This window comes from Pseudomonas sp. GW822-FHT03F08 (assembly GCF_058801265.1).
Genome location: NZ_JBXANC010000005.1, coordinates 166,079 through 191,421 on the forward strand (window position 1 = coordinate 166,079; position 25,343 = coordinate 191,421).

Annotated in this window: 33 protein-coding genes, 1 tRNA gene and 1 pseudogene; 11 read left to right on the forward strand and 24 right to left on the reverse strand. The window is 56.2% G+C overall.

Features of this window, described 5'->3' with window-relative positions:
- Positions 1-35 precede the first annotated feature (35 nt).
- Complete coding sequence (locus tag AC1RME_RS14305) at positions 36-281, reverse strand: transcriptional regulator (protein WP_493091486.1); 246 nt, start codon at positions 279-281, stop codon at positions 36-38.
- A gap of 98 nt (positions 282-379) precedes the next feature.
- Here AC1RME_RS14305 and AC1RME_RS14310 point away from each other — a divergent pair, with 98 nt between their 5' ends.
- A complete protein-coding gene (locus AC1RME_RS14310; protein WP_493091487.1) occupies positions 380-805 on the forward strand; it encodes a hypothetical protein in 426 nt (141 codons plus the stop codon).
- Positions 806-847: 42 nt separating this feature from the next.
- On the opposite strand, the gene AC1RME_RS14315 is transcribed toward AC1RME_RS14310, so the two are convergent.
- From AC1RME_RS14315 to AC1RME_RS14325, 3 genes are all read right to left on the reverse strand, one after another.
- Positions 848-1,657 carry a phage antirepressor KilAC domain-containing protein gene (locus AC1RME_RS14315; protein ID WP_493091488.1) on the reverse strand — a complete coding sequence of 270 codons (810 nt, stop codon included), beginning with the start codon at positions 1,655-1,657 and terminating at the stop codon, positions 848-850.
- The gene (locus AC1RME_RS14320; RefSeq protein WP_493091489.1) at positions 1,654-1,965 is read right to left on the reverse strand and encodes a DUF3077 domain-containing protein; all 312 of its coding nucleotides are present in this window, start codon (positions 1,963-1,965) and stop codon (positions 1,654-1,656) included. Before AC1RME_RS14320 ends, AC1RME_RS14315 begins: the two co-directional genes overlap by 4 nt.
- A gap of 62 nt (positions 1,966-2,027) precedes the next feature.
- On the reverse strand, positions 2,028-2,174 hold the full coding sequence (locus AC1RME_RS14325) for a ribbon-helix-helix domain-containing protein (RefSeq protein WP_493091490.1): 147 nt from the start codon (positions 2,172-2,174) through the stop codon (positions 2,028-2,030).
- Positions 2,175-2,280: 106 nt separating this feature from the next.
- Here AC1RME_RS14325 and AC1RME_RS14330 point away from each other — a divergent pair, with 106 nt between their 5' ends.
- The gene (locus tag AC1RME_RS14330; protein ID WP_493091491.1) at positions 2,281-2,814 is read left to right on the forward strand and encodes an Arc family DNA-binding protein; all 534 of its coding nucleotides are present in this window, start codon (positions 2,281-2,283) and stop codon (positions 2,812-2,814) included.
- Between the two features lie 231 nt (positions 2,815-3,045).
- Here AC1RME_RS14330 and AC1RME_RS14335 read toward each other — a convergent pair whose 3' ends face one another.
- Positions 3,046-3,801 carry a hypothetical protein gene (locus AC1RME_RS14335; RefSeq protein ID WP_493091492.1) on the reverse strand — a complete coding sequence of 252 codons (756 nt, stop codon included), beginning with the start codon at positions 3,799-3,801 and terminating at the stop codon, positions 3,046-3,048.
- 255 nt (positions 3,802-4,056) lie between these two features.
- Between AC1RME_RS14335 and AC1RME_RS14340 the strand changes: the two genes are divergently transcribed.
- Both AC1RME_RS14340 and AC1RME_RS14345 read left to right on the forward strand, forming a co-directional pair.
- Positions 4,057-4,416, forward strand: coding sequence for an HdeA/HdeB family chaperone (locus AC1RME_RS14340; protein ID WP_493091493.1), 360 nt, complete (start codon positions 4,057-4,059; stop codon positions 4,414-4,416).
- A gap of 139 nt (positions 4,417-4,555) precedes the next feature.
- Positions 4,556-5,842 carry a hypothetical protein gene (locus tag AC1RME_RS14345; protein WP_493091494.1) on the forward strand — a complete coding sequence of 429 codons (1,287 nt, stop codon included), beginning with the start codon at positions 4,556-4,558 and terminating at the stop codon, positions 5,840-5,842.
- Between the two features lie 387 nt (positions 5,843-6,229).
- On the opposite strand, the gene AC1RME_RS14350 is transcribed toward AC1RME_RS14345, so the two are convergent.
- Together AC1RME_RS14350 and AC1RME_RS14355 are read right to left on the reverse strand one after the other, a co-directional pair.
- A complete protein-coding gene (locus AC1RME_RS14350; RefSeq protein WP_493091495.1) occupies positions 6,230-6,883 on the reverse strand; it encodes an NYN domain-containing protein in 654 nt (217 codons plus the stop codon).
- A gap of 248 nt (positions 6,884-7,131) precedes the next feature.
- Positions 7,132-7,322: pseudogene (locus tag AC1RME_RS14355) on the reverse strand (MPN domain-containing protein); the annotation flags it as partial.
- Positions 7,323-7,516: 194 nt separating this feature from the next.
- Here AC1RME_RS14355 and AC1RME_RS14360 point away from each other — a divergent pair.
- The 4 genes from AC1RME_RS14360 to AC1RME_RS14375 are packed head-to-tail and all read left to right on the forward strand — an operon-like array spanning position 7,517 to position 9,403.
- The gene (locus tag AC1RME_RS14360) at positions 7,517-7,702 is read left to right on the forward strand and encodes a hypothetical protein (protein WP_493091496.1); all 186 of its coding nucleotides are present in this window, start codon (positions 7,517-7,519) and stop codon (positions 7,700-7,702) included.
- Positions 7,695-8,030 (forward strand): hypothetical protein, encoded by a 336-nt coding sequence (locus tag AC1RME_RS14365; protein WP_493091497.1) that lies wholly within the window; start codon positions 7,695-7,697, stop codon positions 8,028-8,030. The genes AC1RME_RS14360 and AC1RME_RS14365 overlap by 8 nt, the downstream gene beginning before the upstream one ends.
- A 48-nt stretch (positions 8,031-8,078) precedes the next feature.
- Positions 8,079-8,291 carry a hypothetical protein gene (locus AC1RME_RS14370; protein WP_493091498.1) on the forward strand — a complete coding sequence of 71 codons (213 nt, stop codon included), beginning with the start codon at positions 8,079-8,081 and terminating at the stop codon, positions 8,289-8,291.
- Positions 8,291-9,403 (forward strand): tyrosine-type recombinase/integrase, encoded by a 1,113-nt coding sequence (locus tag AC1RME_RS14375; RefSeq protein WP_493091552.1) that lies wholly within the window; start codon positions 8,291-8,293, stop codon positions 9,401-9,403. Before AC1RME_RS14370 ends, AC1RME_RS14375 begins: the two co-directional genes overlap by 1 nt.
- A gap of 89 nt (positions 9,404-9,492) precedes the next feature.
- Here the strand turns inward: AC1RME_RS14375 and AC1RME_RS14380 are convergent.
- From AC1RME_RS14380 to thrS, 9 genes are all read right to left on the reverse strand, one after another.
- Positions 9,493-9,569: transfer RNA gene (locus AC1RME_RS14380), tRNA-Pro, on the reverse strand.
- Positions 9,570-9,658: 89 nt separating this feature from the next.
- Positions 9,659-10,015 carry a MerR family transcriptional regulator gene (locus AC1RME_RS14385; RefSeq protein ID WP_003179985.1) on the reverse strand — a complete coding sequence of 119 codons (357 nt, stop codon included), beginning with the start codon at positions 10,013-10,015 and terminating at the stop codon, positions 9,659-9,661.
- Positions 9,996-10,298 (reverse strand): integration host factor subunit alpha, encoded by a 303-nt coding sequence (gene ihfA / locus AC1RME_RS14390; protein ID WP_002553164.1) that lies wholly within the window; start codon positions 10,296-10,298, stop codon positions 9,996-9,998. The genes AC1RME_RS14385 and ihfA overlap by 20 nt, the downstream gene beginning before the upstream one ends.
- 3 nt (positions 10,299-10,301) lie before the next feature.
- Positions 10,302-12,680: a phenylalanine--tRNA ligase subunit beta gene (pheT, locus tag AC1RME_RS14395; protein WP_493072816.1), complete on the reverse strand. Its 2,379-nt coding sequence runs from the start codon at positions 12,678-12,680 to the stop codon at positions 10,302-10,304.
- A 26-nt stretch (positions 12,681-12,706) separates the two neighbouring features.
- Entirely contained in the window at positions 12,707-13,723 is a 1,017-nt protein-coding gene (gene pheS, locus AC1RME_RS14400; protein WP_085712031.1) for a phenylalanine--tRNA ligase subunit alpha, read from the reverse strand.
- 109 nt (positions 13,724-13,832) lie between these two features.
- Positions 13,833-14,189, reverse strand: a complete 357-nt coding sequence (gene rplT, locus AC1RME_RS14405) for a 50S ribosomal protein L20 (RefSeq protein WP_007913489.1) — start codon at positions 14,187-14,189, stop codon at positions 13,833-13,835.
- Positions 14,190-14,217: 28 nt separating this feature from the next.
- Positions 14,218-14,412 (reverse strand): 50S ribosomal protein L35, encoded by a 195-nt coding sequence (gene rpmI / locus AC1RME_RS14410; RefSeq protein ID WP_002553160.1) that lies wholly within the window; start codon positions 14,410-14,412, stop codon positions 14,218-14,220.
- 60 nt (positions 14,413-14,472) lie between these two features.
- Entirely contained in the window at positions 14,473-15,024 is a 552-nt protein-coding gene (gene infC, locus AC1RME_RS14415) for a translation initiation factor IF-3 (protein ID WP_170929410.1), read from the reverse strand.
- The gene (thrS, locus tag AC1RME_RS14420) at positions 15,024-16,946 is read right to left on the reverse strand and encodes a threonine--tRNA ligase (RefSeq protein ID WP_096821278.1); all 1,923 of its coding nucleotides are present in this window, start codon (positions 16,944-16,946) and stop codon (positions 15,024-15,026) included. The genes infC and thrS overlap by 1 nt, the downstream gene beginning before the upstream one ends.
- A gap of 382 nt (positions 16,947-17,328) precedes the next feature.
- Here thrS and AC1RME_RS14425 point away from each other — a divergent pair, with 382 nt between their 5' ends.
- Both AC1RME_RS14425 and AC1RME_RS14430 read left to right on the forward strand, forming a co-directional pair.
- Positions 17,329-17,628, forward strand: a complete 300-nt coding sequence (locus AC1RME_RS14425; protein ID WP_493091499.1) for a hypothetical protein — start codon at positions 17,329-17,331, stop codon at positions 17,626-17,628.
- 292 nt (positions 17,629-17,920) lie between these two features.
- Entirely contained in the window at positions 17,921-18,133 is a 213-nt protein-coding gene (locus AC1RME_RS14430) for a cold-shock protein (RefSeq protein WP_003179963.1), read from the forward strand.
- A 72-nt stretch (positions 18,134-18,205) separates the two neighbouring features.
- On the opposite strand, the gene AC1RME_RS14435 is transcribed toward AC1RME_RS14430, so the two are convergent.
- Positions 18,206-18,523: an I78 family peptidase inhibitor gene (locus tag AC1RME_RS14435; protein ID WP_096821276.1), complete on the reverse strand. Its 318-nt coding sequence runs from the start codon at positions 18,521-18,523 to the stop codon at positions 18,206-18,208.
- A gap of 166 nt (positions 18,524-18,689) precedes the next feature.
- Complete coding sequence (locus AC1RME_RS14440) at positions 18,690-18,995, reverse strand: hypothetical protein (protein ID WP_096821275.1); 306 nt, start codon at positions 18,993-18,995, stop codon at positions 18,690-18,692.
- A gap of 131 nt (positions 18,996-19,126) precedes the next feature.
- Between AC1RME_RS14440 and AC1RME_RS14445 the strand changes: the two genes are divergently transcribed.
- Complete coding sequence (locus tag AC1RME_RS14445) at positions 19,127-19,339, forward strand: hypothetical protein (protein ID WP_085712027.1); 213 nt, start codon at positions 19,127-19,129, stop codon at positions 19,337-19,339.
- 33 nt (positions 19,340-19,372) lie between these two features.
- On the opposite strand, the gene AC1RME_RS14450 is transcribed toward AC1RME_RS14445, so the two are convergent.
- Genes AC1RME_RS14450 through AC1RME_RS14475 form a run of 6 tightly spaced genes read right to left on the reverse strand, consistent with a single transcriptional unit; the run spans position 19,373 to position 25,339 of the window.
- Positions 19,373-20,401: a nucleoside hydrolase gene (locus AC1RME_RS14450; protein WP_096821274.1), complete on the reverse strand. Its 1,029-nt coding sequence runs from the start codon at positions 20,399-20,401 to the stop codon at positions 19,373-19,375.
- A 44-nt stretch (positions 20,402-20,445) separates the two neighbouring features.
- Positions 20,446-20,850: a D-ribose pyranase gene (gene rbsD, locus AC1RME_RS14455; RefSeq protein ID WP_096821273.1), complete on the reverse strand. Its 405-nt coding sequence runs from the start codon at positions 20,848-20,850 to the stop codon at positions 20,446-20,448.
- Positions 20,847-21,764, reverse strand: coding sequence for a ribokinase (rbsK, locus tag AC1RME_RS14460; protein ID WP_493091500.1), 918 nt, complete (start codon positions 21,762-21,764; stop codon positions 20,847-20,849). The genes rbsD and rbsK overlap by 4 nt, the downstream gene beginning before the upstream one ends.
- A 24-nt stretch (positions 21,765-21,788) precedes the next feature.
- On the reverse strand, positions 21,789-22,808 hold the full coding sequence (locus AC1RME_RS14465; RefSeq protein ID WP_102621548.1) for a LacI family DNA-binding transcriptional regulator: 1,020 nt from the start codon (positions 22,806-22,808) through the stop codon (positions 21,789-21,791).
- Between the two features lie 3 nt (positions 22,809-22,811).
- Positions 22,812-23,789: an ABC transporter permease gene (locus AC1RME_RS14470; RefSeq protein WP_025111208.1), complete on the reverse strand. Its 978-nt coding sequence runs from the start codon at positions 23,787-23,789 to the stop codon at positions 22,812-22,814.
- Positions 23,786-25,339: a sugar ABC transporter ATP-binding protein gene (locus AC1RME_RS14475; protein WP_085732496.1), complete on the reverse strand. Its 1,554-nt coding sequence runs from the start codon at positions 25,337-25,339 to the stop codon at positions 23,786-23,788. Before AC1RME_RS14475 ends, AC1RME_RS14470 begins: the two co-directional genes overlap by 4 nt.
- Positions 25,340-25,343 lie beyond the last annotated feature (4 nt).

Below are 25,343 nucleotides of genomic sequence, written 5' to 3' on the forward strand. Positions count from 1 at the left end.
ACGTCTTGTTGATGAGCGAAACTTTGCTCATCGAATCAGGCGGCGGATTGTTCAGTGCTGGTTGAAGAATTGCGCAGGTAGGCCCAATCAATATCAGGGCGCAGTTCTTCGCAGGTCACCGCCCTCCCCGACTCCCGGTCAAGATTTATGGCGAGCCCTGGCCCTGCGAGGCGGTACCCATAGGCGATCTGTTTGAGGTTGCCGACGCTGGTGCCGCTGCGTTCGGCCAAAGCATCCAGTTGAGCCGGCTCAAGGGAGCGAATGAATTCGAGTAGCTTCATGGTGATCTCCGAAAGAACTCCAGATTACACATTGCTAATTCGACGCGCAATAGCACTTCGTAATTTACTGTCTGCTAAATCGAGACCAGTATTCGCCTATGGATATGAAAACTCTTCGGGTAGAAGCGCTGCGGCGCGTAATCGGCCCACTCAGTCAGAAAGAATTCGCCGACCAGCACGATCTGGACGCCTCCTATTTGTCCCAGATCCTCAATGGTCACCGAGGCCTTGGCGAGAAGGCTGCTCTCAACCTCGAGCAGAAAATCGGATTAGCCCCCGGCGTTCTTGTAAACCCCGCTGGCTACAGTTCGAACGTTATCGAGGGTGAGTTCGGCCGCATGGAAATCATCCGGGAACAATCCCCCGTGTATCAGGCGATGATCGGAAATGCCTCGCCTAAATCGATCGCAATCCTCGACAAGCTGGCCCGCGCCGCGGCGAAGGGAAAACTAAAGGAGTCGGACCTGATGTTGCTGGAAGGCATCGCGGGACTGCTCGAGAAAGCCAATACCGAAAAGTCCTGATCCAAGAAAGCAAAAGCCCGGCGCTATGCCGGGCTCTTTTCCCTACTCCGTCAGCAAATCCTCTTCGCGGCTCTGCCACATCGCCTGAAGTTTGGTCAGTCCCTTGCCAGTGATCAGCGTCGAGCACGTCGGGATCGTGCCATCTATTGGATGCTCGAACGTGCCGAGTTTCACATCGAGCAACCCGGCCTCGATCTTCGCTTGGTATGGCTCGTTAGATCTGGTCACCCACCCCTTCTGGCGCATGAACTGTAACAACCGAGTACGACCAGTCCCGATGATCTTTGCAGCCTGTGCAGCGTTGTAGGACTGATGCGAAACCGTGACCATATCGTGGAACGCCACCTTCGGCGCATCCTGCTCAACCTTCACTTCCAGTAGATGGTTCTCTTTGGTCAACTCGGTGTTGTCCGCCTCCAGCGCAACGACCTTCGTCACGTTTTCGGTGAGCAGCGCCAGGAGCGTGCGAGGGTCACTCAGCGCGGCCGCGTAGTCGATCGACGGCTTAGCAACCTGCTCTTCCAACTCCTGCCAGCGGTCCACCAGCGCGGCGGTGAACTCTGGGCTGAGTTGGGCCACGACCACGAAGCTGTCCCGCTTGTCGACGCGGTAAACGGACTCGGTCCGAGGACGGCCTAGCGAGTCACGGAATTGTTCATCCCCCATTGGGGGTTGGACGATTACCCCGCGCTCCACCAACCGCTCGATGGATTGTTTGACCTTGTCATGACGGGAGACGACCAGGTCGGCGATTTCGCGAGACGACATAGTGGGACGCGAGACGCCTTGTTGAATCTGAAAAGGTGTCGCTACATCGATTGGCTGTCCGATTTGGCTCAAAGAGTTGTTCATGCGAATTTCTCCAAGCCCTCACCCACAGAGTCAATCACCGCCTTGGCTGATTCGACGGCCATGTGGAGCAGCCAAGCTTGAGTCGGAGAGATAGTAATCTCCTGCATGCCTGCCTCACACAGTGACTCCCTCACGTTGTAGAGAATGCAGGACGCCTGGTTAAGGGCATCCACAGCTGGCAAGCTCGCCCGCACTGCGAAAAGATGCTGCTTCTCGACATTGCAAACGGTGAAGGTGCTCTCAACGGTGAGCGCCCCCCTGGTGGTGCTAGCATTGAGTTTTTCATTGACTGCGGTATGCTTGTCCATGACGTTTTTCCTAGTAGATTGACGTTATCCAAACCTCAGCGCCGGCCAGCGCTGGGGTTTTTTTATGCCTGTTTAGTTTGTTCATCACGCTGCATCGCCTCCCGTAGCGCCTTCCCTACCAGCCAGTTTTGACTGCGCTCTTCTTGCTGCGCCTTCCTTTCGAGCCATGCCTTGATATCCGGATCGGCCCGGAAAAAGACCTGCGCCATATCCCTTACTCTCATCTCTCAATCCTCCATTCAAGCACCGTGCTTTGCTCGCAGTTAAGCACCGTGCTTTATTGCAGTCAATAGCACTGTGCTTCATTATTCGAAAATGAGCAGAACAGACCTTCAAGTAAATTTTAGGATGCCGGCCGAACTCAAGTCAGAGCTTGAGCGCGCCGCCAAGGAGAGTGGGCGTTCTCTCACGGCAGAGGTAGTCGCTCGACTCGACCTGAGCCTGCTCGCGGATGGCAAATCTCCGGAAACCCTCTTCACCGCAGAAGAGGCTAAGACATACGCGTCCGTAGCGAGGAAAAGCATTCCAGCCATAGTGCGAGAGCGAATCAGGGTCTCCATCAACCGCTCGATTATTCGAGGGTTGAATACGGCAGAGGTACAACTCAGGGACCTAGGGCTTGAGTCGCTACCATCGGAAGAGCTGGCCAAAATTCAATTTGAGCTCAGCCATGAGCTTCATGAAGCTGGTTATAAATTCGAATGGGATGGCGGAGATTCGATCTGGATTACTTACGGTGAAGACGAGTCTGCCCCTTCAGCTCCAGATGTTGAAATCCACACTAAGCAAGATATAGAGCCTTTGGAAGCACCGCGGCGATTAAATCTTAGCCGTAAGCGAAACGCCTAATTGCTACCCAGCACCGAGCATCCGACTTCACCATAATGGGTGATAACCGAATCGTATGAGCCAAGCTTGGGCTGGAGGGCTTTGAAACCAGTGCGAATTCGAGTAAGGCACGATTATTCTCCACTTCGGCTCCCGTTAACTTGGTGTCTGGGAGTAGAATAATCGCGGATCCCACAGTAATCACCGCAAATGCGGAAAAGAAAATCGCAATTGCGGTAGTGCTGCGGAGTACTATTCAGCTTCTTTAAAGGCCCTATTGGCTGCCGCGAATACTTCCTCAAGCGTGCGCTTACCCAAACCACGCTTACGGGGGTGACGCTCTAGTATTTCAGAAACGATCGCAGATTGATTTCGCGCACCACGGCCTGGCTCGTCCAATAGTTCCAGCATGGCAGCAATTGCCAAAAGATGGGATGGTTTCACTTCAGTATTTTTAGCAGAGCATTTTGGCTCCTCGGGATATGCAGTTACGTCAACACCTCGCTTATTCCAAAACTCAGACCACCACTCAAATGTGTATTTCTTGTCAACAATTACTTCCTCAGCCTCAATAGCCAGAAACAACGCTTCAATATAGACAGTAAACGCCGACATAAAATTCAGAGTTTCCTGCTCTACTGCATTGATAGGAGCAATATTGAGATTAGTCGTTATCGCCAAATAGCTTAGATCCGGTCTAATGGGAAAAAATGTGTTTCCTCCCCAGTAGAAGGTCGACCCGCTGGCAATAACGTCAAAGTACATACCTGTCGCCAGGCACAGCCCCTCTTCTATAGTTAAATAATGCTGAAGCCTAAAATCGGCAATCACACTCGAATTTAAACAATATCTATCATAATCCAAGTACTCCTCGCGAAAATCACGCAACAACCTTGCCAAGGCTGCCCCATAAGTAAGTTCAGCAGCGTACTTCTTATCAGAAAAAACACATGGGCTAGCTGGAACAATACGTCCTTCTTCATCGATACTATATTGAAATTTCTCCATGGCTCCAGCCTCTCTATAGCACTGACCAGTCGGATAAGAGCTTTGCTCTCGCATCACCGGTCTAGACCATTCAAACTTGAGCAGGACGCCGGTCCACGTCCCAGCAATAGCATCCAGTCTATCGCCAGTTAGCAAAATGTAATAGGTAGCCTGGAGTAATTCTTACTCAGCTACTAGGGAGTGAAATGCGCTAGGCTTGAGCACGCAGTCCCAGATACCTCTATGGATAGGCCTATGAAAACGAGGAGTTTTTTCATGAATAGAACGCAAAAAATAAAGAATTCTGTAACTGCACTAGCAGTTCTGTTCGTGATCATTTGCTCGAATTCATCTTTGGCCGAACCTAAATTCGCAGTCGCAGGTGTCGGCGCCCTTTCTTGTGGTCAGTACCTAAAGCCCCCTTCGACCACAAAGGAGATCTCTGATGCCTTGGTTACTACATGGATACAGGGCTACCTAAGTGGAACGAACACCCAACGTTTTATGGATAGTGAAACGAGCATGAAGAAGCAACCGGACGGAGAGACCCTTATAGCTTTCGTCGATAAATACTGCCGTGAAAATCCACTGAAAACCGTTTACCAAGCATCAATGAGCCTTGATCAAAGCTACTAAATCGAATAAACCAACATGCCAGTGATTGGACCGGCGTTTTACGCATGTGATGACCGTGCTCAGTACCTGTTGCTAATGGTGTCTCGATCCGGAGGGGTGATACGGTCACCCTCCTCACTTTGCGTGAAGAGGCAGGAGCATGGCTGCATTCGAAAAGCGCTATCCCCGCGAATCCTTCACCAAGAAGCTGGAGCGGATCTGCCAGAGGTTGGATGAAGCGTCCGTGCGCACGATCGCCTACAAAAACTTCTTCAACAAATCGGCGACCTCCCGGGTTGAGATCATCTCTTTGTGGGTGGTGGGCTCCTACGCCCGCGGCTCCCTGTTGTGTGGCGACTTGGATCTTGTCCTCGAGTACAAGGTAGTAGAGGGAACCCATCCCTCTACTACCTCTATGACAAAGACGTTCTTCGGCACGCCTCAATACGTTCGCTACTACTTTGGAACGCCGGAGAGCAGCACCGCCGGCGTCGTGTTCGAGAACGCCGTTCAGATCTGGAACAGCCCTGGGTGTGATTGGAGAGCGCCGATCAATTCAATAACCCCGGACCCAAGCGCCGGCCGCGCTGAACGAGAAACGGACTCGATTCCTTTGCGAGCGGAACAACTCTATATGGCGCCCGAGCGGCTTCAGCAGTTAGTGGCCCAAGAGAGGGACGGCATCATCGCGTGGGAATTTGTAGAGATCACCCGGGACGAGCTTGAGCCCATCCCGACAGCAGCGGTTTGCGACCGTGACCACAGGCTCATTCGAGTAGCGCCCATGATGGGCAAAAAGTCCCAAGCCTTACTCCCGGCGATCGTCCGGTTGATGGCCAGGTACTCACCTTTTGGAGATTGGGACGCGTCAGAGAGTCATCAAGGAAGATTGAGGTGCGGCGCCACAGTCTTACATCTCGGCAGGCCCGCCCTACCGTATTACCCGTTTGACGATGAGCCGACAATCGAGCAGTTCGCGCTGATCCCGCATATCAGTGCCAAAGGCCCCAACGGCGCTTGGATCATTCGGAGAGGCCCCAATCATCCCGACACTCAATCACTCGGACAAAAGAGCGCCTATTACCTTCTGAGCGATGGAGAGCCAGACATCGTGCGATATCACGACCACGGCAGATCCTGGTCGATCGAATTGCTGCAGCTCTTCAATACACGGGAAGAGGCGGAGGATTTTTCGGCGATGGTAGCCGCGGATGATGAGTCGTGGCAGATAGAGATCGGAAAAGCTAAAGGGTTTGAGCTGATCCCTCTATTTTCCGTGGCAGACGTCGTCGAGATTGGCGACCTCCAGTTCCCGGTGACCCACACTGGCGCTGCATACTTTGATCGAGACAAGGCAACCATGGACGAGATCGTGGCCGCCCTCCCCGTGGCGACAACAGTGAGCCCTGAAGTCTGGCCAGAGCAATCCCGAGGTGATATGTCCTAAGTTCTCCCCGGGCCAACACAGCAGGGATTTCAAAGCGCTGCTATAGCTGAAAGCTCAACAAATCAGCGGAGCATCTGAAATGGACTTGGATCGAATTGGCGCGTGGATCTGGGGCACAGGCACTGCAGTCATGGCCATCTCGGCACTCGCAGTTGTGATAGTCGGAGGATTGTATCTTGGTCCCGATGGGCGTCCAGGGCCGGACACTCCATGGAAAATTGCTGGCCTCTACACGGCGCTGAAAGATTGCGGGACTCTAGTTGCAGGAATCCTAGGGTTCAGCGGACTGGCTTGGTCAAATTTTTTCACGGTGAAGAAGTAACCTTAGCCATGATTGAGCTAGAACGAAAAAGCCCGACACTGGGCCGGGCTTTCTGTAGAGGTGTACTACGGAATGTTGGGGGCATCCTCGGTAACATAATGAGCCGCAGGCTCTGTAATAACCAAATCTGCATGCTGATGAACAACATCGCGGACGCCGTGGCCCATCGTCACAAGATAAAGCTGGGCGCCCTCTCTACGGGCGAACTTCATCGCAGGTATAAAGTCACTATCACCAGTAACCAGGACTATGATGTCCACTTGCTTTTTGAGGGTCAAACTGGCGATGTCTAGACCAATCCGCATGTCCACACCCTTCTGCTGAATGCTTGGCTCCAGGTCTGATGCTTTGAACGTAGTGTTAGCGTTCGCCTTTCTGAGAGTCTTCCCGTTGATTCGCCAGCCCTGATGCACAAGCTCGCCAAATCGTAAAGCTACATACGGGCTTTTCTCTAAACCGGTGTGAAGCGCCTCATTGTCGCGCGCCACCGATGTCTTGGAGAAATCGATGACTGATCCGTCAGGGTGATTGGCTTGGGTCAGCAGAGGTCGAGCATCATAAAAATAGACGCGATGCAGTCGATGTTGGGTAAGGAAAGGAGATTGAGCAAGCTTTTTAGTGAAAAGCTCTATCAGCTCGCTAGTGATTGGCGCTTTGCGTGCAGGCCAAAGCTTCTGCTTTACGAAGCCTGCATCGATAAGAACGGCGTACCTGAGCATCCTTTCCTCCGCGCAAAAAAAAGGCCGCTAAACAGGTGGGGACGAATCCCTCTTATATGTCACCCGTAGAGCAGCCGGTTCTTGCGCAGGAATATAGGTTCAGTTGACAAGCTCGTCAACTCGCATCGGAGCTTTCAACCACGAAACCCTGCGAAATAAAACGAAAGCCGACGAAAGGATTTCCCGTTCGTTATCACGCTCGCATGCCGAAGTGCCAAACCTAAGCCGGCTGTACGAATTTCCAGTAACACCATGCCGATCACCTCGCCGACATCTTCGGCCCCTGCGTACTCTTCCGGATCGATACGGAACTCCTCGTTCGGCTCGGTCGAGATGTTGATGCAGGGGAAGTATTCTATTTGCGGCCCACGGCGAGCAGCAGCCCGCAGCATTCCTTCGGGTTTTCGGCGGCCGCGTGCGCCTGAATCGCGTTTTCCACACATTAGCAAAATACAATTTAGCAATTTGTATTGACGAATTATTTAGCTCTTGCTAAATTTTCATCACTTCTCCCTTGCCTCACGGCAAACCTAAAGCTTTCACCGATTTTTTCGAATGCCAACAACGCGGCGGGCTTTTGCTCGCCCTGGAGAAAAGGTGTCGTTGGCGAGCCTTAACCCGAGAGGAAACGCAGTGAGTAATCAAGCACAGAGCCCGGCAAGCGAATTCGCAGAGTTCGGCCAACGCCTGGTAGACCTGGGTATGGCGATGAAGCGGGATCAAACGACCGTGCGGGATCTGCAGGAGCTGGCCAAGGCGTGCGGCATAAAGCTGCTGAACCTCCGTTCAGTATCCAAACCGGAGCCGGACAATGACTAAAACAATTCTCAGCACCCACCGGGACGGGATCCATTTCTACCTGAACACTGAGACCTCCTCTCCCAGTACCGGGCACCGAAATCGTTACCGGCTGTTCAAGACTGAGAACTATGGTCGCGACAAGTCGGGATGGGTTCAGGTGGGGTCAATTGCAGGGCAAGAGCTGATCTCCCTCAAGGGGGAGAAAGCCCTGTTTGAAGCTTGTGAGAAGCTGTTCTCCAGCAAAAGACCTCAGCGTTACAAACAGTATGGCGTGATACGCGGGAAGCCAGGGCCGTGGGAGGGAGAGGCCTTCCCTATCCGCCGCGCCCAGTTGGCAACCGCCTAACCCACCTTCATGTCAGCTGATCCATCGCGGATGCTTCCGAGGTAATCAATGAATCGAGAATTGATCAAAATCAGCGAGTTTCAACGTCGGCGCTGGGGTATAAACGGCACGCCACCTTGCTCACAAGCAATCCGCAACTACATCCGTAACGGTCAGTTGCCCGGTGAGCAGATCGGAAAACTTTGGTACGTTGACTGGACCGCGTTCAGTAAGTCGGAAGGCAACGACCTGGTCGCGATGGTGTTGAAAGGAGCTGCATGATGGTTCCACGGCCGCGCAACAAGGCGAACAAAAGCCTTCCGCAGAATCTCTACTTTGATTCGCGGCGCTCGACCTATCGCTACCGGCGGCCAACCGATGGTAAGTGGTTCCAGTTCGGTACCGACCGAGTCAAAGCGATCGACGCAGCGAAGCAACTGAACCTGGAGTTCATGCGCGGCGCCGATCTCATCGGTGCGGTCATGGGCAACTCAACCGAGTCTTTCGCCGGCTTCCTGGATACCTACGAGCGCGACGTGCTGCCTCCGCGCGAACTGGCCAAGGGCACTCTCGGGCTGTACGCCGTCCACTTCCGCCGTTTTCGAAAGCAGTTCGAAGGCAAAGCGGTCGACCAGATCACGATCCGCATGATCGCGGAAATGCTGGACGCTCTCACTCCGCGCACTGCCAACCAATGCCGGGCCCTGCTGATCGACATCTTCAACCACGCAGCGGCGAAAGGCTTGTGCCCCGACAACCCAGCGGCCAGCACCATCAACCGCATTGAGAAGAAGCAGCGCAAGCGGCACACCGTCGAAGGCCTGAAAGCCATCCGGGAGAAGTCGCCGTTCTGGCTGCAGAATGCGATCGATCTGGCGTTGATCACCGCGCAGCGGCGCACCGACATTCTCAACATGCGATTCGACGGGGTTCGGGAAGGGTTTCTGTATGTGGTGCAGCAGAAGACGGCCAAGGCCAGTGACGCAGCGTGGATTCGGTTCAAAGTGACCGAAGAACTCCAGGCCGTCATCAGCCGGTGCCGGGATGACATCGTTTCGCCTTACTTGATCCATCGCCGGCCTGACCGCAAAAAGCAGAAACAAGCACAGACGAAAGAACACTGGACGCAGGTCGAAGAACGATATTTGACGCGAGCCTTCAAAGAGGCCCGGGAAGCGGCGGGTTGTTACAAGGGATGGAAAGAAGAGGAAATGCCGGGCTTCCACGAAGTGCGAGCGCTGTCGCTGCACCTGTACCAGAAAGCCGGAAAAGACGGTCAAAAGATCGCTGGCCACGCCAGCGAAACCATGACCAAAAACTACCAAAAGGACCACGCCGAAATCGTCTGGTCAGAGGCAATTCCAGACCTCAATATCAGCGAAATCACCGGGTAGTTTTGCGCAAGTTTTGCGCGGGTTTTGCGCATGCACAAAAAAGCCGATCTAGCTGATCGGCTTAAATGTCTGATTTTACTCAGGAATTATGGTCGGGACGGAGTGATTCGAACACTCGACCCCTAGCACCCCATGCTAGTGCGCTACCGGACTGCGCTACGCCCCGACTAGGCGTGAAACTCGCTCCTCATCTCGAAGAGCGCTCAAGAATATATCGCAAGCTTTTGAAAACTGGAAGTATTTAAAAGCAGGAAATTATTTCTTGAGAACCACCAGAACATCTTCGAGCTCGGCGATCATCTGGCGGATCATTTGCTTGTATTGGGTTGTGTCGTCTTTGGCCTCATCACCGGACAGCCGCAGGCGCGCGCCGCCGATGGTGAACCCTTGATCGTAAAGGAGCGCGCGGATCTGCCGGATCATCAGCACGTCCTGGCGCTGATAATACCGGCGGTTTCCGCGGCGTTTGACGGGGTTGAGCTGAGGAAACTCCTGCTCCCAGTAGCGCAGCACGTGTGGTTTTACCGCACACAGCTCGCTGACTTCACCGATGGTGAAGTAGCGTTTGCCCGGGATGACGGGTAGTTCGTCGTTATGACTTGGTTCCAGCATAAGCCTCAACTCGGGCTTTCAACTTCTGCCCTGGACGAAAGGTGACCACACGGCGAGCCGTGATCGGGATTTCTTCCCCCGTTTTCGGGTTGCGGCCAGGCCGCTGGCGTTTGTCCCGAAGGTCGAAATTGCCGAAACCCGACAATTTGACCTGCTCGTTGTCTTCAAGAGCGTGCCTGATTTCCTCGAAAAACAGTTCTACCAATTCCTTGGCTTCCCGCTTGTTCAGGCCCAGCTCTTCATACAGACGTTCCGCCATCTCAGCTTTCGTCAAAGCCCCCATACGTCACTTCCTTAACGTGGCGTTCAACCTTTGTTCGAGCGAGGTGAGGATATTTTGCGTCGTCGAATTCACCTCATCGTCATTAAGAGTGCGCGATGGATGCTGCCAGGTCAAGCCGACTGCAAGGCTTTTTCTATCAGGATCAATACCTTTACCCTGATACACGTCAAATAGCCTGAGGTCTGTCAGCCATTCGCCTGCATTTTCACGGATTACGTCCAGTACAGCCGAGGCTGCAACGTCTTTGTGCGCAATCAGTGCAAGGTCACGACGCACTTCAGGAAAGCGCGACAACTCGTGGAATTTAGGCATTTTGCCGAGTGCCACTTCAGCCAGAACCAGCTCGAAAACGAAGACCGGACGGTCGAGACCGAGAGATTTCGACAGCTCAGGGTGAATCGCGCCGATAAAGCCGACTTCACGCCCTTCACGTTCAATGCGCGCGGTTTGACCCGGGTGCAGTGCCGGGTGCTTGCCCGGAGTGAAAGTGAACGAATCCAGCGCACCGGCAAAACCCAGCACCGCTTCCACGTCGGCCTTGACGTCGAAGAAGTCCACGGTATCGCGACCTTGCGCCCAGCCTTCCGGCAAACGGCTACCGCAGACAACACCAGCCAGCATCGGCTCTTGCTTCAGGCCTTCCAGCTGACCGACGAAGCGCAGACCGCTCTCGAACAGACGGACGCGATCCTGCTGACGATTCAGGTTGTGCTGCAGCGATTTAACCAGACCCGGCCACAGCGACGAACGCATCGCAGCCATGTCATTGGAGATCGGGTTCGCCAACAGCAGTGGTTCAACACCTGGGCTGAACAGCTCAAACTGTTTTGGATCGATGAAGCTGTAAGTGATCGCTTCCTGATAGCCACGAGCGACCAGCAGACGGCGCAGCTCCGGCAGATCGCTACGCGCTTCGGCCTTGGCTTGCGGCGCCAGACGAGCTTGCGGGTAACGAACCGGCAGACGGTTGTAACCGTACAAACGCGCCAGCTCTTCGATCAGATCGACTTCCAGGCTGATATCGAAGCGATGGCTTGGCACTTCTACGCGCCACTGCCCTGCTCCCTCGGCGGAAACTTTCAGACCCAAAGCATTGAGCAGACGCTCGACTTCGGCCGAATCCATTTCCATGCCCAGCATCTGGGTGATGCGCTGAGCGCGCAGAGTGATCGGCGCGATCGACGGCAAGTGCTGCTCGCTGACGGTCTCGATGATCGGACCCGCTTCGCCACCGGTGATTTCCAGCAGCAGGCCAGTGGCGCGCTCCATGGCTTCACGGGCCAGTTGCCAGTCCACGCCACGCTCGTAGCGGTGCGAAGCATCAGTGTGCAGACCGTAAGAGCGAGCCTTGCCCGCCACAGCGATCTGATCGAAGAATGCACTTTCGAGGAACACGTCACGAGTGGTCGCGGACACGCCGCTGTGCTCGCCACCCATCACGCCGGCAATCGCCAGAGCGCGAGTGTGGTCGGCGATTACCAGCGTATCGCTACGCAGGCTGACTTCCTGACCGTCGAGCAATACCAGCTTCTCGCCTTCCTCAGCCATGCGCACACGAATGCCGCCGTTGATTTCAGCGAGGTCGAATGCGTGCAGCGGTTGACCCAGCTCAAGCATCACGTAGTTGGTGATGTCGACCGCAGCGTCAATGCTACGCACCTCGGCGCGACGCAGACGCTCAACCATCCACAGCGGCGTAGGCTTGGACAGGTCAACGTTGCGGATGACACGACCCAGGTAACGCGGGCACGCGGCAGGCGCCAGGACTTCGACCGAGCGCACTTCGTCGTGCACGGCAGGAACCGTGAGAACCACTGGGCGAGTGACCGGAGCGTCGTACAACGCGCCGACTTCACGAGCCAGACCGGCCAGGGACAGGCAGTCGCCGCGGTTCGGAGTCAGGTCGACCTCGATGCTGGCGTCTTCCAGATCCAGATAAACACGGAAATCTTCGCCCACCGGCGCATCGGCCGGCAGCTCCATCAGACCGTCATTGCCTTCACCGACCTGCAGCTCGGTTTGCGAGCACAGCATGCCGTTGGACTCGACGCCACGCAGCTTGGCTTTCTTGATCTTGAAATCGCCCGGCAGCTCGGCGCCGATCATTGCGAACGGAATCTTCAGGCCCGGACGCACGTTTGGCGCACCGCACACGACCTGGAAAGTTTCCGTGCCATTGCTGACCTGGCAAACACGCAGCTTGTCGGCGTCAGGGTGCTGCTCGGTACTCAGTACCTCGCCCACCACTACACCACTGAATGCACCGGCGGCCGGCGTAACGCTATCGACCTCAAGACCGGCCATCGACAGACGAGCAACCAGCTCGTCGCGACTTACCTGCGGGCTAACCCAGCCACGCAGCCATTGTTCACTGAATTTCATCCTGCTCTCCTAAGAATTCGTTACGACTAGCGAAATTGCGCGAGGAACCGCAAGTCGTTGTCGAAGAACAGACGCAAGTCGTTCACGCCGTAACGCAGCATGGCCAGACGCTCGACGCCCATGCCGAAGGCAAAGCCCGAGAACTCTTCCGGATCAATCCCGGACATGCGCAGCACGTTCGGGTGAACCATGCCGCAGCCCATCACTTCCAGCCAGCCGGTCTGTTTGCAGACGCGGCAACCTTTACCGCTGCACATCACGCATTCCATGTCGACTTCAGCGGATGGCTCGGTGAACGGGAAATAGGAAGGACGGAAACGCACCGCCAGTTCTTTTTCGAAGAACACCCGCAGGAACTCTTCGATAGTCCCTTTCAGGTCGGCGAAATTGATGTCGCGATCGACCAGCAGGCCTTCGACCTGGTGGAACATAGGCGAGTGGGTGATATCGGAGTCGCTGCGATACACACGGCCTGGGCAGACGATGCGGATCGGCGGCTGTTGCGATTCCATGGTGCGGACCTGTACCGGCGAGGTATGGGTGCGCAACAGCATGTTCGCATTGAAATAGAAGGTGTCGTGCATCGACCGGGCCGGGTGATGGCCTGGGATGTTGAGCGCCTCGAAGTTGTGATAATCGTCTTCGACCTCAGGACCTTCGGCAATGCCGTAGCCGATACGGGTGAAGAACTGTTCGATACGTTCCAGAGTCCGGGTTACCGGATGCAGACCACCGGAGGTCTGGCCACGGCCCGGCAGGGTTACGTCAATGGACTCGGCGGACAGTTTGGCAGCCAGTTCGGCTTCCTCAAACAGAGCCATGCGCGCATTGAGAACGCCTGTGACACGTTCCTTGGCAACGTTGATCAGGGCGCCGACTTGCGGACGCTCCTCTGCCGGCAAATTCCCCAGGGTCTTCATCACCTGAGTCAATTCACCCTTTTTGCCAAGGTATTGAACCCGGATTTGCTCCAGGGCATTGATATCTTCAGCGCTTTGCACAGCCTCTAGTGCTTGAGAGACCAGCGCATCCAGGTTTTCCATGTACAGACTCCAGATACAAAATAGGGGAAGAGCTTGAAGGCTCTTCCCCTATTTATGACGTTTACCACCTGACCCCACAGAGGTGAGGCCGGGTGACTGTCGGGGGTACTTAAGCCAAGGTGGCTTTAGCTTTCTCGACAATCGCGGCAAACACCGCTTTTTCGTTCACTGCCAGATCAGCCAGAACCTTACGGTCGATCTCGATGGACGCTTTTTTCAGGCCAGCGATGAAACGGCTGTAGGACAGACCGTTAACACGAGCACCAGCGTTGATACGAGCGATCCACAGAGCGCGGAACTGACGTTTTTTCTGACGACGGTCACGGTAGGCGTATTGGCCTGCCTTGATTACCGCTTGCTTGGCAACACGGAATACGCGCGAACGTGCACCGTAGTAGCCTTTAGCAAGTTTCAGAATTTTTTTGTGACGCTTACGGGCAATGACGCCACGCTTTACACGAGCCATGAGTTACTTCCTCTATTCTTGACTAAAATTAACGAAGGCGCAGCATGCGCTCGACTTTTGCCACGTCAGACGGATGCAGCAAGCTGCTACCGCGCAGTTGACGCTTACGCTTGGTCGACATTTTAGTCAGGATGTGGCTCTTGAAAGCGTGCTTGTGCTTGATACCGTTAGCAGTTTTCAGAAACCGCTTAGCAGCACCACTTTTCGTTTTCATCTTTGGCATGTTCGGATACTCCGCATTCAGTTGATAAACATAATCAGAAGGCCTGCCGTGCCCTGTTGATTACTTCTTCTTTTTCGGGGCGATGACCATGATCAGCTGGCGTCCTTCCATCTTAGGATGCTGTTCGACCGAACCGTACTCGAGCAGGTCAGCTTCAACCCGCTTGAGGAGTTCCATCCCCAGCTCCTGGTGGGCCATCTCACGGCCGCGGAATCGCAAGGATACCTTGGCCCTGTCCCCGTCACTCAGGAAACGTACCAGGTTGCGCAGTTTTACCTGGTAATCCCCTTCCTCCGTCCCTGGACGAAACTTGATTTCTTTTACCTGAATCTGCTTCTGGTTCTTCTTCGCCGCAGCAATCTGCTTCTTCTTTTCGAAGATCGATTTGCCATAGTCCATCACACGGCAAACCGGTGGGACTGCGTCTGCAGAGATTTCTACCAGATCAAGCTTTGCTTCTTCAGCAATACGAAGCGCTTCATCAATCGAGACGATGCCAATCTGCTCGCCATCAGCGCCAATTAACCGAACCTCGCGTGCCGAGATATTCTCGTTGATCGGGGCTTTCGGTGCAGCTCGTTTATCTTGTCTCATTTCACGCTTAATAATAATTACTCCGAATCTGGGCGACCACGCCGGGAAACCGCTTGCGCGAGAAACTCAGCGAACTGGGCGACGGGCATCGAGCCCAGGTCAGCACCTTCACGAGTACGCACAGCGACAGTCTGCATCTCGACTTCCTTATCCCCAATAACCAAGAGATATGGAACCTTGAGCAAAGTATGCTCGCGGATTTTAAAGCCGATCTTTTCATTTCTCAAGTCAGACTTGGCACGAAACCCGCTTTCGTTGAGAGTTTTTTCGACCTGAGCAACAAAATCTGCCTGTTTATCAGTGATATTCATGATCACTGCCTGGGTTGGCGCCAGCCACGCAGGGAATGCACCTTCGTAGTGCTCGATCAGAATCCCGACGAAACGCTCGAACGAACCGAGGATCGCACGGTGCAACATGACCGGATGCTTGCGGCTGTTGTCTTCGGAGACGTATTCGGCACCAAGACGCACTGGCAGGTTGAAATCGAGCTGCAAAGTACCACATTGCCACACGCGACCGAGGCAATCTTTCAGCGAGAATTCGATCTTCGGACCATAGAATGCGCCTTCGCCCGGCTGCAGATCGTACGGAAGGCCCGCGCTATCAAGGGCCGCGGCCAAAGCAGCTTCGGCGCGATCCCACAGCTCGTCGGAACCAACGCGTTTTTCCGGACGAGTGGACAGTTTCATCTCGACGTCGGTGAAGCCGAAGTCGCGGTAAACATCCATGGTCAGCTTGATGAACGCGGCGGATTCGGCCTGCATCTGCTCTTCGGTGCAGAAAATGTGGGCGTCGTCCTGGGTGAACGCACGCACACGCATGATGCCGTGCAGCGCACCCGACGGCTCGTTACGGTGGCAGGCACCGAACTCGGCCAGACGCATCGGCAGTTCGCGGTAGCTCTTCAGCCCCTGGTTGAACACCTGCACGTGGCAAGGGCAGTTCATTGGCTTGATTGCGTAGTCGCGGCTTTCCGACTCAGTGGTGAACATGTTGTCGGCGTAGTTGGCCCAGTGCCCGGACTTTTCCCACAGGCTACGGTCAACGACTTGCGGCGTCTTGATTTCGAGATAGCCGTTGTCGCGCTGCACCTTGCGCATGTACTGCTCGAGTACCTGGTACAGAGTCCAGCCATTCGGGTGCCAGAACACCATGCCCGGCGCTTCTTCCTGGGTGTGGAACAGGCCCAGGCGCTTGCCGATCTTGCGGTGATCGCGCTTTTCAGCTTCTTCGATTCGCTGGATGTAGGCAGCCAGCTGCTTCTTGTCAGCCCAAGCGGTGCCGTAAACGCGCTGCAATTGCTCGTTCTTGGCATCACCGCGCCAGTAGGCGCCGGACAGCTTGGTCAACTTGAAGGACTTCAGGAAGCGGGTGTTCGGCACGTGCGGACCGCGGCACATGTCGACGTATTCTTCGTGATAGTACAGGCCCATGGCCTGCTCATTCGGCATGTCCTCGACCAGGCGCAGCTTGTAGTCTTCGCCGCGAGCCTTGAACACTTCGATCACTTCGGCACGCGGAGTGACTTTCTTGATGACGTCGTAATCGGTATCGATCAGCTGTTGCATGCGCTGTTCGATGGCCGCCATGTCGTCCGGCGTAAAAGGACGCTCGAAGGCGATGTCGTAATAGAAGCCTTCGTCAATGACGGGACCGATAACCATTTTGGCCGTCGGGTACAACTGCTTGACCGCATGGCCAACCAGGTGGGCGCAAGAGTGGCGAATGATCTCCAGCCCCTCTTCATCCTTTGGCGTGATGATTTGCAGCGTTGCGTCGCTGTCGATGATGTCGCAGGCGTCGACCAGCTTGCCGTTGACCTTGCCGGCCAGGGTGGCCTTGGCCAGGCCTGCACCGATAGAGGCGGCGACCTCGGCTACGGAAACCGGGTGATCGAATGAACGTTGACTGCCGTCGGGAAGAGTAATAGTTGGCATGGCGCCTCCTCTCCTAGTGGTGACCCCTACCAAAGGTCACGTGGGTTGGGATGAGCCAGTACAAGATCCGATCCAGGCCATTCAATGACGAACGCCTGCCTTACAGCGGCAGGAGCCTTGCGGCCAACCGGAAAACCGAACCAGAGTGACTGGGATTCAAATCAGAGTATTCGTACGCCGCCGCTTCCGGGACTGAAGGTCATCCGGAGCCTGCGAACGCCCGAGTCGGGCATCCTAGCACAGATGAACGGTCACAGCGGCGAACGAATTGAGCCAGCCCCTGATTGCTCGTTTTAACGGTGCGCAGTGAACTTGAGATGTACGGCTAACCTCAAATGGGCTGAGAATTACCCCGAATTACTCAAACCAAGGAGTTTCAGACATGCGCCTTACCCGACTTTTCGCCTTCGCGGCTCCCCTGGCAATGCTGCTGCCACTGAGCGCTCAGGCTGCCTGGCCTGCGGGCGTGAAAGAGCAATACATGAATGACTGCACCAAAGCCGCCAGCCAAAGCGTCAACCCGACCGTGGCCAAGCAGCACTGCACCTGCGGTGCCGACGTCCTGGAGAAGAAATTCACCTCCCAGGAAATCGCTCAACTGATGGACAAGAACACCCCGCCAAGCGGCGAGCTGGGCCAGCGCGCACTGAAAGAAATCTCGGTTTGCCGAGTGCAGAAATAATCTGTGGCGAAGGGATTTGCGGGCGCTCTGCAGGCCGGAACCGGTCAAAATGACCCTGAATCCGATATTTTACGCAGGTTTTATAGCTTTTTTTACACCCCTTCGTTTCGGCTGAAAGCCGCTGAAACCGGGGGTTGTAGCCATTCAGAATGTCGAAACATCCGCAATATGAAAGCAAACAGCACGTCCGGGGGGCTACCAAAGCGAACATTTCGACTATGATACTCCGGTGTGCCCAGTTGGCCTGAGCAGCACAGTACTACTGAAAATATATGTTTCTTGGAGATACACCATGTCTAATCGCCAAACCGGCACCGTTAAATGGTTCAACGATGAAAAAGGCTTCGGCTTCATCACTCCTCAAGGTGGCGGTGACGACCTGTTCGTACACTTCAAAGCTATCGAATCCGACGGTTTCAAAAGCCTGAAAGAAGGCCAGACCGTTTCCTTCGTGGCTGAGAAAGGCCAAAAGGGTATGCAAGCTGCACAAGTTCGCCCAGAGTAATTTCTCGGCGCACTAAAAAAACCCCGTCCATGTGACGGGGTTTTTTATGGGCGCTACAAAAGCCTGTGCGACTCAGCCGCAGCTGGCCCGGGTAACCACCAGATTGCTGTCGGTATTGAGGTTCAGCCGATCAGAACGGTATTCCAGGGTGATCATGTCGTCAGGCTTGAGGAACCGGGCATTCTGCGCGCCGGCTTTTTTGCGCGCCTGCTCCAGCAATTCCGGCGAAGCCTTTTTGCCGACGGTGAACTCTGCAGCTGTTGCCTCGCAACGACTGTGACCGGTTTCGGCCGCCACGGGATCCTTCTGCGACTCACTGGAGGTTGTGTTGCAGCCAGCCAGCATGGCAACCGCCATCAGAGTACCCAGTGACGCGAGCTTCCAAGGCATGAAGCCTCCTTTTTTCAATAGTTGAGCGAACATCGTGCGACCGCCGATATAGCGTTTGGTTTCATGACTTGCGCCACTCCCCTGCCCCACGATCAGAAAAACGGCGAGTTTGCCTGAGCTACGCCTGATACTTCATCACACAATCGTCACTGAATATGAACGGCGCTCAGTAGACGTCAATGTAGTCATAGGGCGGGTTCGGCCAGTTGTCCTTGAGCGCGTTGAATATCTGCATCACCCAGACCTCATCGCTCGCTGCAACGTTGCCCACATAGCCCGAACCCTTGGCCCAGGTTTCCAGACGAAACGACAAGCCATCGATATCCTGACCACCCGTGACGCCCGAAGAGATATACGCAATGCCGCCCTTGGTCACACGCAATTGGGTGTGCTCATCATCACTGGCAGAGGCCAGCATCAGACGCACAGCGTCCAGCGTCAGGCCGTCGGGGGAATTCAAATCGATCTGCACAGCTCAGTCCTTGGTTTTTCGGAGACGACCAAGTGTCGCATAGCCCTGCGCTCATGCCTAAGTCGCAGTGCCAAACGCCGGACAAAGTGGTTAACTCAAAACTCCAATCCCGTGACCTTCCGAGCCCCATCATGACGACCGTAAGCATCTCAGCCGACATCAAGGCCCACTGGCCACAAGGCCATAGCTCTTACAGTCCGGGCAGCCCGGAGGAATTGGCACTGATCAGCATCGACCTGCTGGTCAAGACACTGGGAACGCAAGCCGCGCAATCATTTATCGCCCAGCTGTTCGAGAAGTATCCGGATGACTTCAAAGGCACATCGGACATCGAGAAAGAATAAAGGCCCGCAGGCTGGCACCTGCGGGCCTGTCGCTTACTTCAGACGCTTCAGGCGTTCGGTCAACAGATCGAAGAAGCCCTGAGCATCACCATTTTCCACCCAGAAGGCATTTTTCGGGGCTTTCAGGCCATCATACCAGTCGACGATGGTCTGCCCGAAGGTCGGACCTTCACGGCTGTCGACCACCACGTTCACCGAACGGCCGGTGAACAGCTCTGGTTTGAGCAGGTAAGCCACGACCGTAGCGTCGTGCACCGGGCCACCCGGAATACCGTAGTGTTCCATATCGCCCTTGATGTACTCGTTGAGGATGTCGCCAACAATCTTGCTCGCATTGTTGTTCAGCGCCGCGATCTGCTTCAGGCGCGCATCGCTGGTGAGGATCTTGTGGGTCACATCCAGCGGCAGGTAAGTCAGTTTCACGCCGCTTTTGAGCACGACTTCAGCCGCTTGCGGATCGGCATACAGGTTGAACTCGGCCACTGGCGTGATGTTACCGCCGTTGAAATGGGCGCCGCCCATGATGACCACTTCCTTGATGCCCTGAACGATTTCCGGCTCCTGGATCAGCGCCAGTGCCAGGTTGGTTTGTGGCCCAAGCATGGCAATGGTGATGCTGTGCGGCTTGGCTTTTTTCAGGGTGTCGATCAGGTAGTTGACCGCATTGCCTTCAGCCAGGCCTTTTTTCGGTTCGTGCACGGTGACACCCGACAGGCCTTCCTTGCCATGGATGTTCTCGGCGTAGATCGGCGTGCGCATCAACGGTTTCGGTGCGCCGGCGTAGACCGGCACCTCTTCGCGCCCTGCCCACTCACGAGCCAGTCGCGCATTGCGAGAGGTCTTGTCGAGACGCACGTTGCCAGCCACGGTGGTCAGCGCGCGAATATTCAGTTCCTCTGGCGATGCCAGAGCAAACAACAGGGCCACCACATCATCGGCACCCGGATCGGTGTCGATGATCAGATCGATCTTTTCCGCCGCCTGGGCGCCGGTCGCGGTTATCACGGACAAAAGCAGAAGACTCCGGATCAGTTGGTGCATTTTTTGAGCATAGCGGTGCATGGCGCATTCCTTGTGCATATGAAATCGAAAGGGTCTGAACCCGATTAAAATGTTACCCCGGCCACCAACACGATGTTGCAGTACGGCTGACATTCGCCTGTACGAACAATCGCTCGCGCCTGTCGGCTGAGAACCTTGAATTGCTCGTGACTGAGCAGATCGCGTCGCCCGATTGCACCTTCTTCATTCAATGCGTCCAGCGAAGCCAGCGCAGTGGGTTGTTTGTCGAAGATTTCCTGGGCGAGCACATGACTCTCCACCTGCATTTCGCTGAGCACGACCTTCAAGGTGCTGACGAAATCCGGAACACCGTGGGTCAGCGCGAGGTCGATCAACTCGACGCCCGGCGGCACGGGCAAGCCGGCGTCACCGATCACGACCATGTCGCCATGACCAAGGGAGGCGACAAGCCGGGACAGTGCGATATTGAGCAAAGGAGTCTTTTTCATGCGAGTTTGAACGCCTGTACGTCAGATGAAGTAGGAATGGACGGCTGGGCACCCGCTCGAGTGACCGACAGCGCCGCAGCTATCTGACCAAAACGAATGGCCTCGGCTTCGGCTTTGCCAGCGGCCAGCGCTGCCGCGAAACCGCCGACGAAGGTATCCCCGGCAGCCGTGGTATCGACCGCCTTCACTTTGGGTGCAGGAAAATGCTGGTAACCCGCAGCATTGGCGAACAATGCCCCCTGAGCACCCAACGTGACGATCACGTTGCCGGCGCCCATGGAAATCAGCCGAGCAGCCGCTTTTTCAGCGCTTTGCAGCGAGTCCACCGGCAAACCGCTGAGGGCGGCAGCCTCGCTTTCATTGGGAATCAGGTAGTCGATGGAGGCAAACCAGTCTGCCGGTAGCGGACGGCTGGCCGGGGCCGGGTTCAGGATCACTGTCTTGCCCAGTTCGCGACCGCGCTTGAGCGCATGACCGACGGTAGCATCGGGAATTTCCAGCTGACAGATGATGACATCCGCCGCCTGCAGCACCGCGTCGAACTGGTCGATCACCGCTGGCGTCATCGAGCCGTTGGCCCCGGCGACGATGACGATCGCATTCTGACTGTTGTCATCGACCACAATCAGCGCCACGCCACTGGAGTCCTCGACGACGCTGACCGCCTGGCAATCGATCTGCTCGGCCAGCAATGCCTCGCGCAATTGCACGCCATAGTCATCATTGCCGACACAACCGATCATCGACACCTGCGCGCCCAACCGGGCAGCGGCCACCGCCTGATTGGCACCCTTGCCACCCGACACAGTGGCGAACGAATGACCGATCAGTGTCTCGCCACCCCGGGGCAAACGAGGCGCCCGGGTGACCAGGTCCATGTTCAGGCTGCCTATTACCACTACATTTGCGGGCATACATCACTACTCATCAATTCGGTTTCAGCGATATTCGGTAAACACGCCAGCCAGCGGCGCAGTCGACTCTCGCAAGACAATACTCGGGGTCACGATCCGCTGATCAGTGGCCAGATCCGGGGTAGCAATTCTTCGCAGCAACACTTCTGCCGCCATCTCTCCCAGTTGCAGGATCGACTGACCAACAGTGGTCAGCGCCGGATACACGTAACGGCTCATCTGGATATCGTCGAAGCCGATTACCGACAACTCCGCGGGCACGCGCACATTGCGCTCGGCAGCCGCCCGCAGCACACCAATGCCAATCATGTCGTTGCCGGCAAAGATTGCGCTCGGAGGGCTGCGCTCAAGCAGAGCCGCAGCTGCGTTATAGCCGCCCGTGCTGGTGAAATCGCTTTCCAGCATCCGCGATGGCGGCACTTCAATACCCGCCTCTTTCAAGGCGCGGCAAAATCCGGCCTGACGCATTTGCGCAACACTGGTGCTCGCCGGGCCGCCAATGGTGGCGATATCACGATGTCCAAGCTCGATCAGGTGCCTCGTTGCCAGATAGGCGCCATATTCATGGTCGATGCGCACGAGATCGGCGTCCACCCCTTCCAGGCCCCGATCAACGATCACCATCGGCGTCTTGACCCCGGCCAGCCCCTGCACCAGGCCACTGTCACCGCCAGCGGAGGCGACGATCAAGCCATCGATACGCTTCTCCAGCAACACCCGCAGATAGCTGCGCTGTTTTTCCGGGTTGTCGTCGGAGTTGCAGAGAATCACGCAGTAGCCATTACGCTCACAGTAATCCTCGATCCCGCGCGCCAGTTCGGCAAAGTACGGGTTGAGGCTGTTGGGCACGAGCAAGCCAATGGTGGCAGTCGTCTTGGCCTTCAGCGATCGGGCGACGGCGCTCGGTACATAGTCGAGGCTCTTGATCGCCGCCTCGACTTTCAGCCGCACCTCCTGACTCACCGGCCGGGTGTTGTTCACAACATGGGAGACGGTCGTGTAGGAAATTCCCGCAAGCGCCGCCACATCCTTGATCGTCGCCATGTCTCAGCCCCGCCGGCTTGCGCGCTGGCTACGATACGTATCGAGCACTACCGCGATGACGATCACTGCACCGGTGATGATGCGCTTGGTCGGCTCGGTTGCGCCGATCTGCGCCAGACCGGCCGCCAGCACGGAAATGATCAATACGCCGAAGAACGTACTGATCACCGAACCACGGCCGCCCATCAGACTGGTACCGCCAATCACCACAGCAGCGATGACTTGCAGCTCAAGGCCTGAACCGGCGTTCGGGTCGGCAGCTTCCAGACGGGAAATCTGGAACAGCGCCGCGATGCCGGCCAGCAGCCCCATCAGGCTGAACACCAGAATCTTGTACGGTTTTGGGTTGATGCCCGCCAGCCGCACCGCTTCCTCATTGGTACCGATACCGATCAGGTAGCGACCGAACACGGTCCGGGTCAACACCGCCTGAGCAATGAAGATCACCAGCAAGGCAATGATGAACGACGGCGAAATGCCGAAAGCAATCGGGTTTGACAGCCAGGCGAATGAATCACCGATGTAGGCCGTACGCGAACCGGTCATCTGATAGGCCAGGCCCCGGGCCATTTCCAGCACACCGAGCGAAACGATAAACGACGGAATTCGCCAGGCAACCGTGATCGAGCCGGTCACGGTGCCGGCCAGTGCCGCCACTGCCATGCCAAGCAGCGCAGCCGGCAAGACACTCCAGCCCCAGCCCAGAATCGCCACGCTGACGGTCGATGCCGCAAGCGCCAATACCGAACCCACCGACAGGTCGATCCCGCCGATGATCAGCACGAAGGTCATGCCCACCGCCAACACCATCAGGTCGGGGATCTGGTTGGCCAGGGTGCTGAAGGTGTTGTACGACAGGAAGTGGCTGCTCATGACCGAGAACAGCGCAACCATCGCCAGCAAGGCACCGGCCAGACCCAGGTAAGTACCCAGGCCGTAGAAGTTGCCACTACGTTTACCGGCAGAAGATGCAGTTTTCATGGGAGATCCCTAGGCGCTGCTTCGTTGAGCAACGCATCACGTTTTTGGTAGCCGGCAAACGCGGCGGCAAGCAAGTCATCCTGGGTCCAGCTGTCACGCTCGAACGTGTCGATCAGACGCCCCGCCGACAGCACCCCGATGCGGTCGCAGATCAGCATCAACTCGCGCAGGTCGCTGGAGACCACCACCAGCGCCTTGCCCTGCCGGGTCAGTTCGCCGAGCAGGTTATAAATGTCGAACTTGGCACCGACGTCGATACCGCGAGTTGGCTCATCGAACAACAACACTGAACAGTCGCGCTCCAGCCAGCGGCCGATCACGACTTTCTGCTGGTTGCCGCCGGAGAGCTCGGACACCAGTTGAGTCGGGCTCGAACTGCGGATGCGCATGGCGTCGATCTGCCGTTTGGCCAGAGAGATTTCGTCACCGTTGTTGACGAAACCACCGCTGGAAATTTCCGGCATATTGCCCAGAGCAATGTTGGCGCTGATCGACTGGCTCAGCAGCAGGCCTTCACCCTTTCGGTCTTCAGTGATCAGGGCAATGCCGTTACGCACCGCGTCGACCGGCGAGCGGATACTCACTACCTGCGCCGGCGAACCGAGAGCAACGCTTCCACTGTCGGCGAGATCGGCGCCGAAGATCAGGCGCAACAGCTCCGTGCGCCCCGCCCCGATCAATCCGGAAATGCCAAAAATCTCACCGGCGCGCACTTCAAAGGACACATCGCGCACCTTGTCGGAGCGAGTGAGGCCTTTGACCGTCAGCGCTGGGGCACCGATATTGCGCGGGCCCATGTCCATGTGTTCGCCCAGTTCGCGACCGACCATCAGGGTGACCAGTTGCTCGCTGTTGTAGTTGGCCATCGGTTCGACGCAAACAAGGTTGCCGTCACGCAACACGGCGATACGCTGCGCAACGCGAGCCAGCTCTTCAAGGCGGTGGGAGATGTAGATGATCGCAACGCCGCGTGCCTGCAGCCGAGTGATCTGCTCGAAGAGCATTTCGACTTCGCGAGCGGTGAGCATCGCGGTCGGCTCGTCGAGGATCAGCACATGGCAATCACCGATCAGGTTGCGCGCGATCTCGACCATTTGCTGGTGACCGATGCCCAGCTCACCGACCAGCGTGTCCGGGTCGATGGCATCCAGGCCGACCTGAGCCATTGCCTCGATTGCAGCTTTGCGCAGTTGTTTGCGACTGATCCAGCCGCCGTTGCTCGGCAGGTTGTCGAGAAACAGGTTCTCCGCCACCGAAAGGGTCGGCAGCAGATTGAGCTCTTGCATGACCATGCGCACACCAAGCTCTTCGGCCTGGGTACGACTGCCGGGGCGGTATTCCTTGCCCTGAAATTGCATCTGCCCGGTGGTCGGGGTTACCAGGCCACCAATGATCTTCGACAGGGTACTTTTACCGGCACCGTTCTCGCCGGTCAGCGCCAGCACTTCACCGCGCATCAGCGTCAAGTCGATGCCGGTGAGCACCGGCTGCGCATAGGTCTTACCGATACCGCTGACCGAGAGGACAGCGTTCGGGGCGGAAACTGACATAAAA

What these genes read in the sequence shown, in the direction of transcription:
- ihfA (WP_002553164.1), bottom strand. Translation starts at nt 10,298, where the DNA reads ATGGGGGCTTTGACGAAAGCTGAGATGGCGGAACGTCTGTATGAAGAG.
- AC1RME_RS14365 (WP_493091497.1), top strand. Translation starts at nt 7,695, where the DNA reads ATGACTAAAACAATTCTCAGCACCCACCGGGACGGGATCCATTTCTAC.
- AC1RME_RS14470 (WP_025111208.1), bottom strand. Translation starts at nt 23,789, where the DNA reads ATGAAAACTGCATCTTCTGCCGGTAAACGTAGTGGCAACTTCTACGGC.
- AC1RME_RS14435 (WP_096821276.1), bottom strand. Translation starts at nt 18,523, where the DNA reads ATGCCTTGGAAGCTCGCGTCACTGGGTACTCTGATGGCGGTTGCCATG.
- AC1RME_RS14465 (WP_102621548.1), bottom strand. Translation starts at nt 22,808, where the DNA reads ATGGCGACGATCAAGGATGTGGCGGCGCTTGCGGGAATTTCCTACACG.
- AC1RME_RS14430 (WP_003179963.1), top strand. Translation starts at nt 17,921, where the DNA reads ATGTCTAATCGCCAAACCGGCACCGTTAAATGGTTCAACGATGAAAAA.
- AC1RME_RS14325 (WP_493091490.1), bottom strand. Translation starts at nt 2,174, where the DNA reads ATGGCGCAGGTCTTTTTCCGGGCCGATCCGGATATCAAGGCATGGCTC.
- AC1RME_RS14305 (WP_493091486.1), bottom strand. Translation starts at nt 281, where the DNA reads ATGAAGCTACTCGAATTCATTCGCTCCCTTGAGCCGGCTCAACTGGAT.
- AC1RME_RS14310 (WP_493091487.1), top strand. Translation starts at nt 380, where the DNA reads ATGGATATGAAAACTCTTCGGGTAGAAGCGCTGCGGCGCGTAATCGGC.
- pheT (WP_493072816.1), bottom strand. Translation starts at nt 12,680, where the DNA reads ATGAAATTCAGTGAACAATGGCTGCGTGGCTGGGTTAGCCCGCAGGTA.
- AC1RME_RS14385 (WP_003179985.1), bottom strand. Translation starts at nt 10,015, where the DNA reads ATGCTGGAACCAAGTCATAACGACGAACTACCCGTCATCCCGGGCAAA.
- rpmI (WP_002553160.1), bottom strand. Translation starts at nt 14,412, where the DNA reads ATGCCAAAGATGAAAACGAAAAGTGGTGCTGCTAAGCGGTTTCTGAAA.
- AC1RME_RS14425 (WP_493091499.1), top strand. Translation starts at nt 17,329, where the DNA reads ATGCGCCTTACCCGACTTTTCGCCTTCGCGGCTCCCCTGGCAATGCTG.
- AC1RME_RS14370 (WP_493091498.1), top strand. Translation starts at nt 8,079, where the DNA reads ATGAATCGAGAATTGATCAAAATCAGCGAGTTTCAACGTCGGCGCTGG.
- thrS (WP_096821278.1), bottom strand. Translation starts at nt 16,946, where the DNA reads ATGCCAACTATTACTCTTCCCGACGGCAGTCAACGTTCATTCGATCAC.
- AC1RME_RS14475 (WP_085732496.1), bottom strand. Translation starts at nt 25,339, where the DNA reads ATGTCAGTTTCCGCCCCGAACGCTGTCCTCTCGGTCAGCGGTATCGGT.
- AC1RME_RS14350 (WP_493091495.1), bottom strand. Translation starts at nt 6,883, where the DNA reads ATGCTCAGGTACGCCGTTCTTATCGATGCAGGCTTCGTAAAGCAGAAG.
- AC1RME_RS14340 (WP_493091493.1), top strand. Translation starts at nt 4,057, where the DNA reads ATGAATAGAACGCAAAAAATAAAGAATTCTGTAACTGCACTAGCAGTT.
- AC1RME_RS14335 (WP_493091492.1), bottom strand. Translation starts at nt 3,801, where the DNA reads ATGGAGAAATTTCAATATAGTATCGATGAAGAAGGACGTATTGTTCCA.
- rplT (WP_007913489.1), bottom strand. Translation starts at nt 14,189, where the DNA reads ATGGCTCGTGTAAAGCGTGGCGTCATTGCCCGTAAGCGTCACAAAAAA.
- AC1RME_RS14315 (WP_493091488.1), bottom strand. Translation starts at nt 1,657, where the DNA reads ATGAACAACTCTTTGAGCCAAATCGGACAGCCAATCGATGTAGCGACA.
- AC1RME_RS14345 (WP_493091494.1), top strand. Translation starts at nt 4,556, where the DNA reads ATGGCTGCATTCGAAAAGCGCTATCCCCGCGAATCCTTCACCAAGAAG.
- AC1RME_RS14330 (WP_493091491.1), top strand. Translation starts at nt 2,281, where the DNA reads ATGAGCAGAACAGACCTTCAAGTAAATTTTAGGATGCCGGCCGAACTC.
- AC1RME_RS14375 (WP_493091552.1), top strand. Translation starts at nt 8,291, where the DNA reads ATGGTTCCACGGCCGCGCAACAAGGCGAACAAAAGCCTTCCGCAGAAT.
- AC1RME_RS14450 (WP_096821274.1), bottom strand. Translation starts at nt 20,401, where the DNA reads ATGCACCGCTATGCTCAAAAAATGCACCAACTGATCCGGAGTCTTCTG.
- rbsK (WP_493091500.1), bottom strand. Translation starts at nt 21,764, where the DNA reads ATGCCCGCAAATGTAGTGGTAATAGGCAGCCTGAACATGGACCTGGTC.
- AC1RME_RS14445 (WP_085712027.1), top strand. Translation starts at nt 19,127, where the DNA reads ATGACGACCGTAAGCATCTCAGCCGACATCAAGGCCCACTGGCCACAA.
- pheS (WP_085712031.1), bottom strand. Translation starts at nt 13,723, where the DNA reads ATGGAAAACCTGGATGCGCTGGTCTCTCAAGCACTAGAGGCTGTGCAA.
- rbsD (WP_096821273.1), bottom strand. Translation starts at nt 20,850, where the DNA reads ATGAAAAAGACTCCTTTGCTCAATATCGCACTGTCCCGGCTTGTCGCC.
- AC1RME_RS14320 (WP_493091489.1), bottom strand. Translation starts at nt 1,965, where the DNA reads ATGGACAAGCATACCGCAGTCAATGAAAAACTCAATGCTAGCACCACC.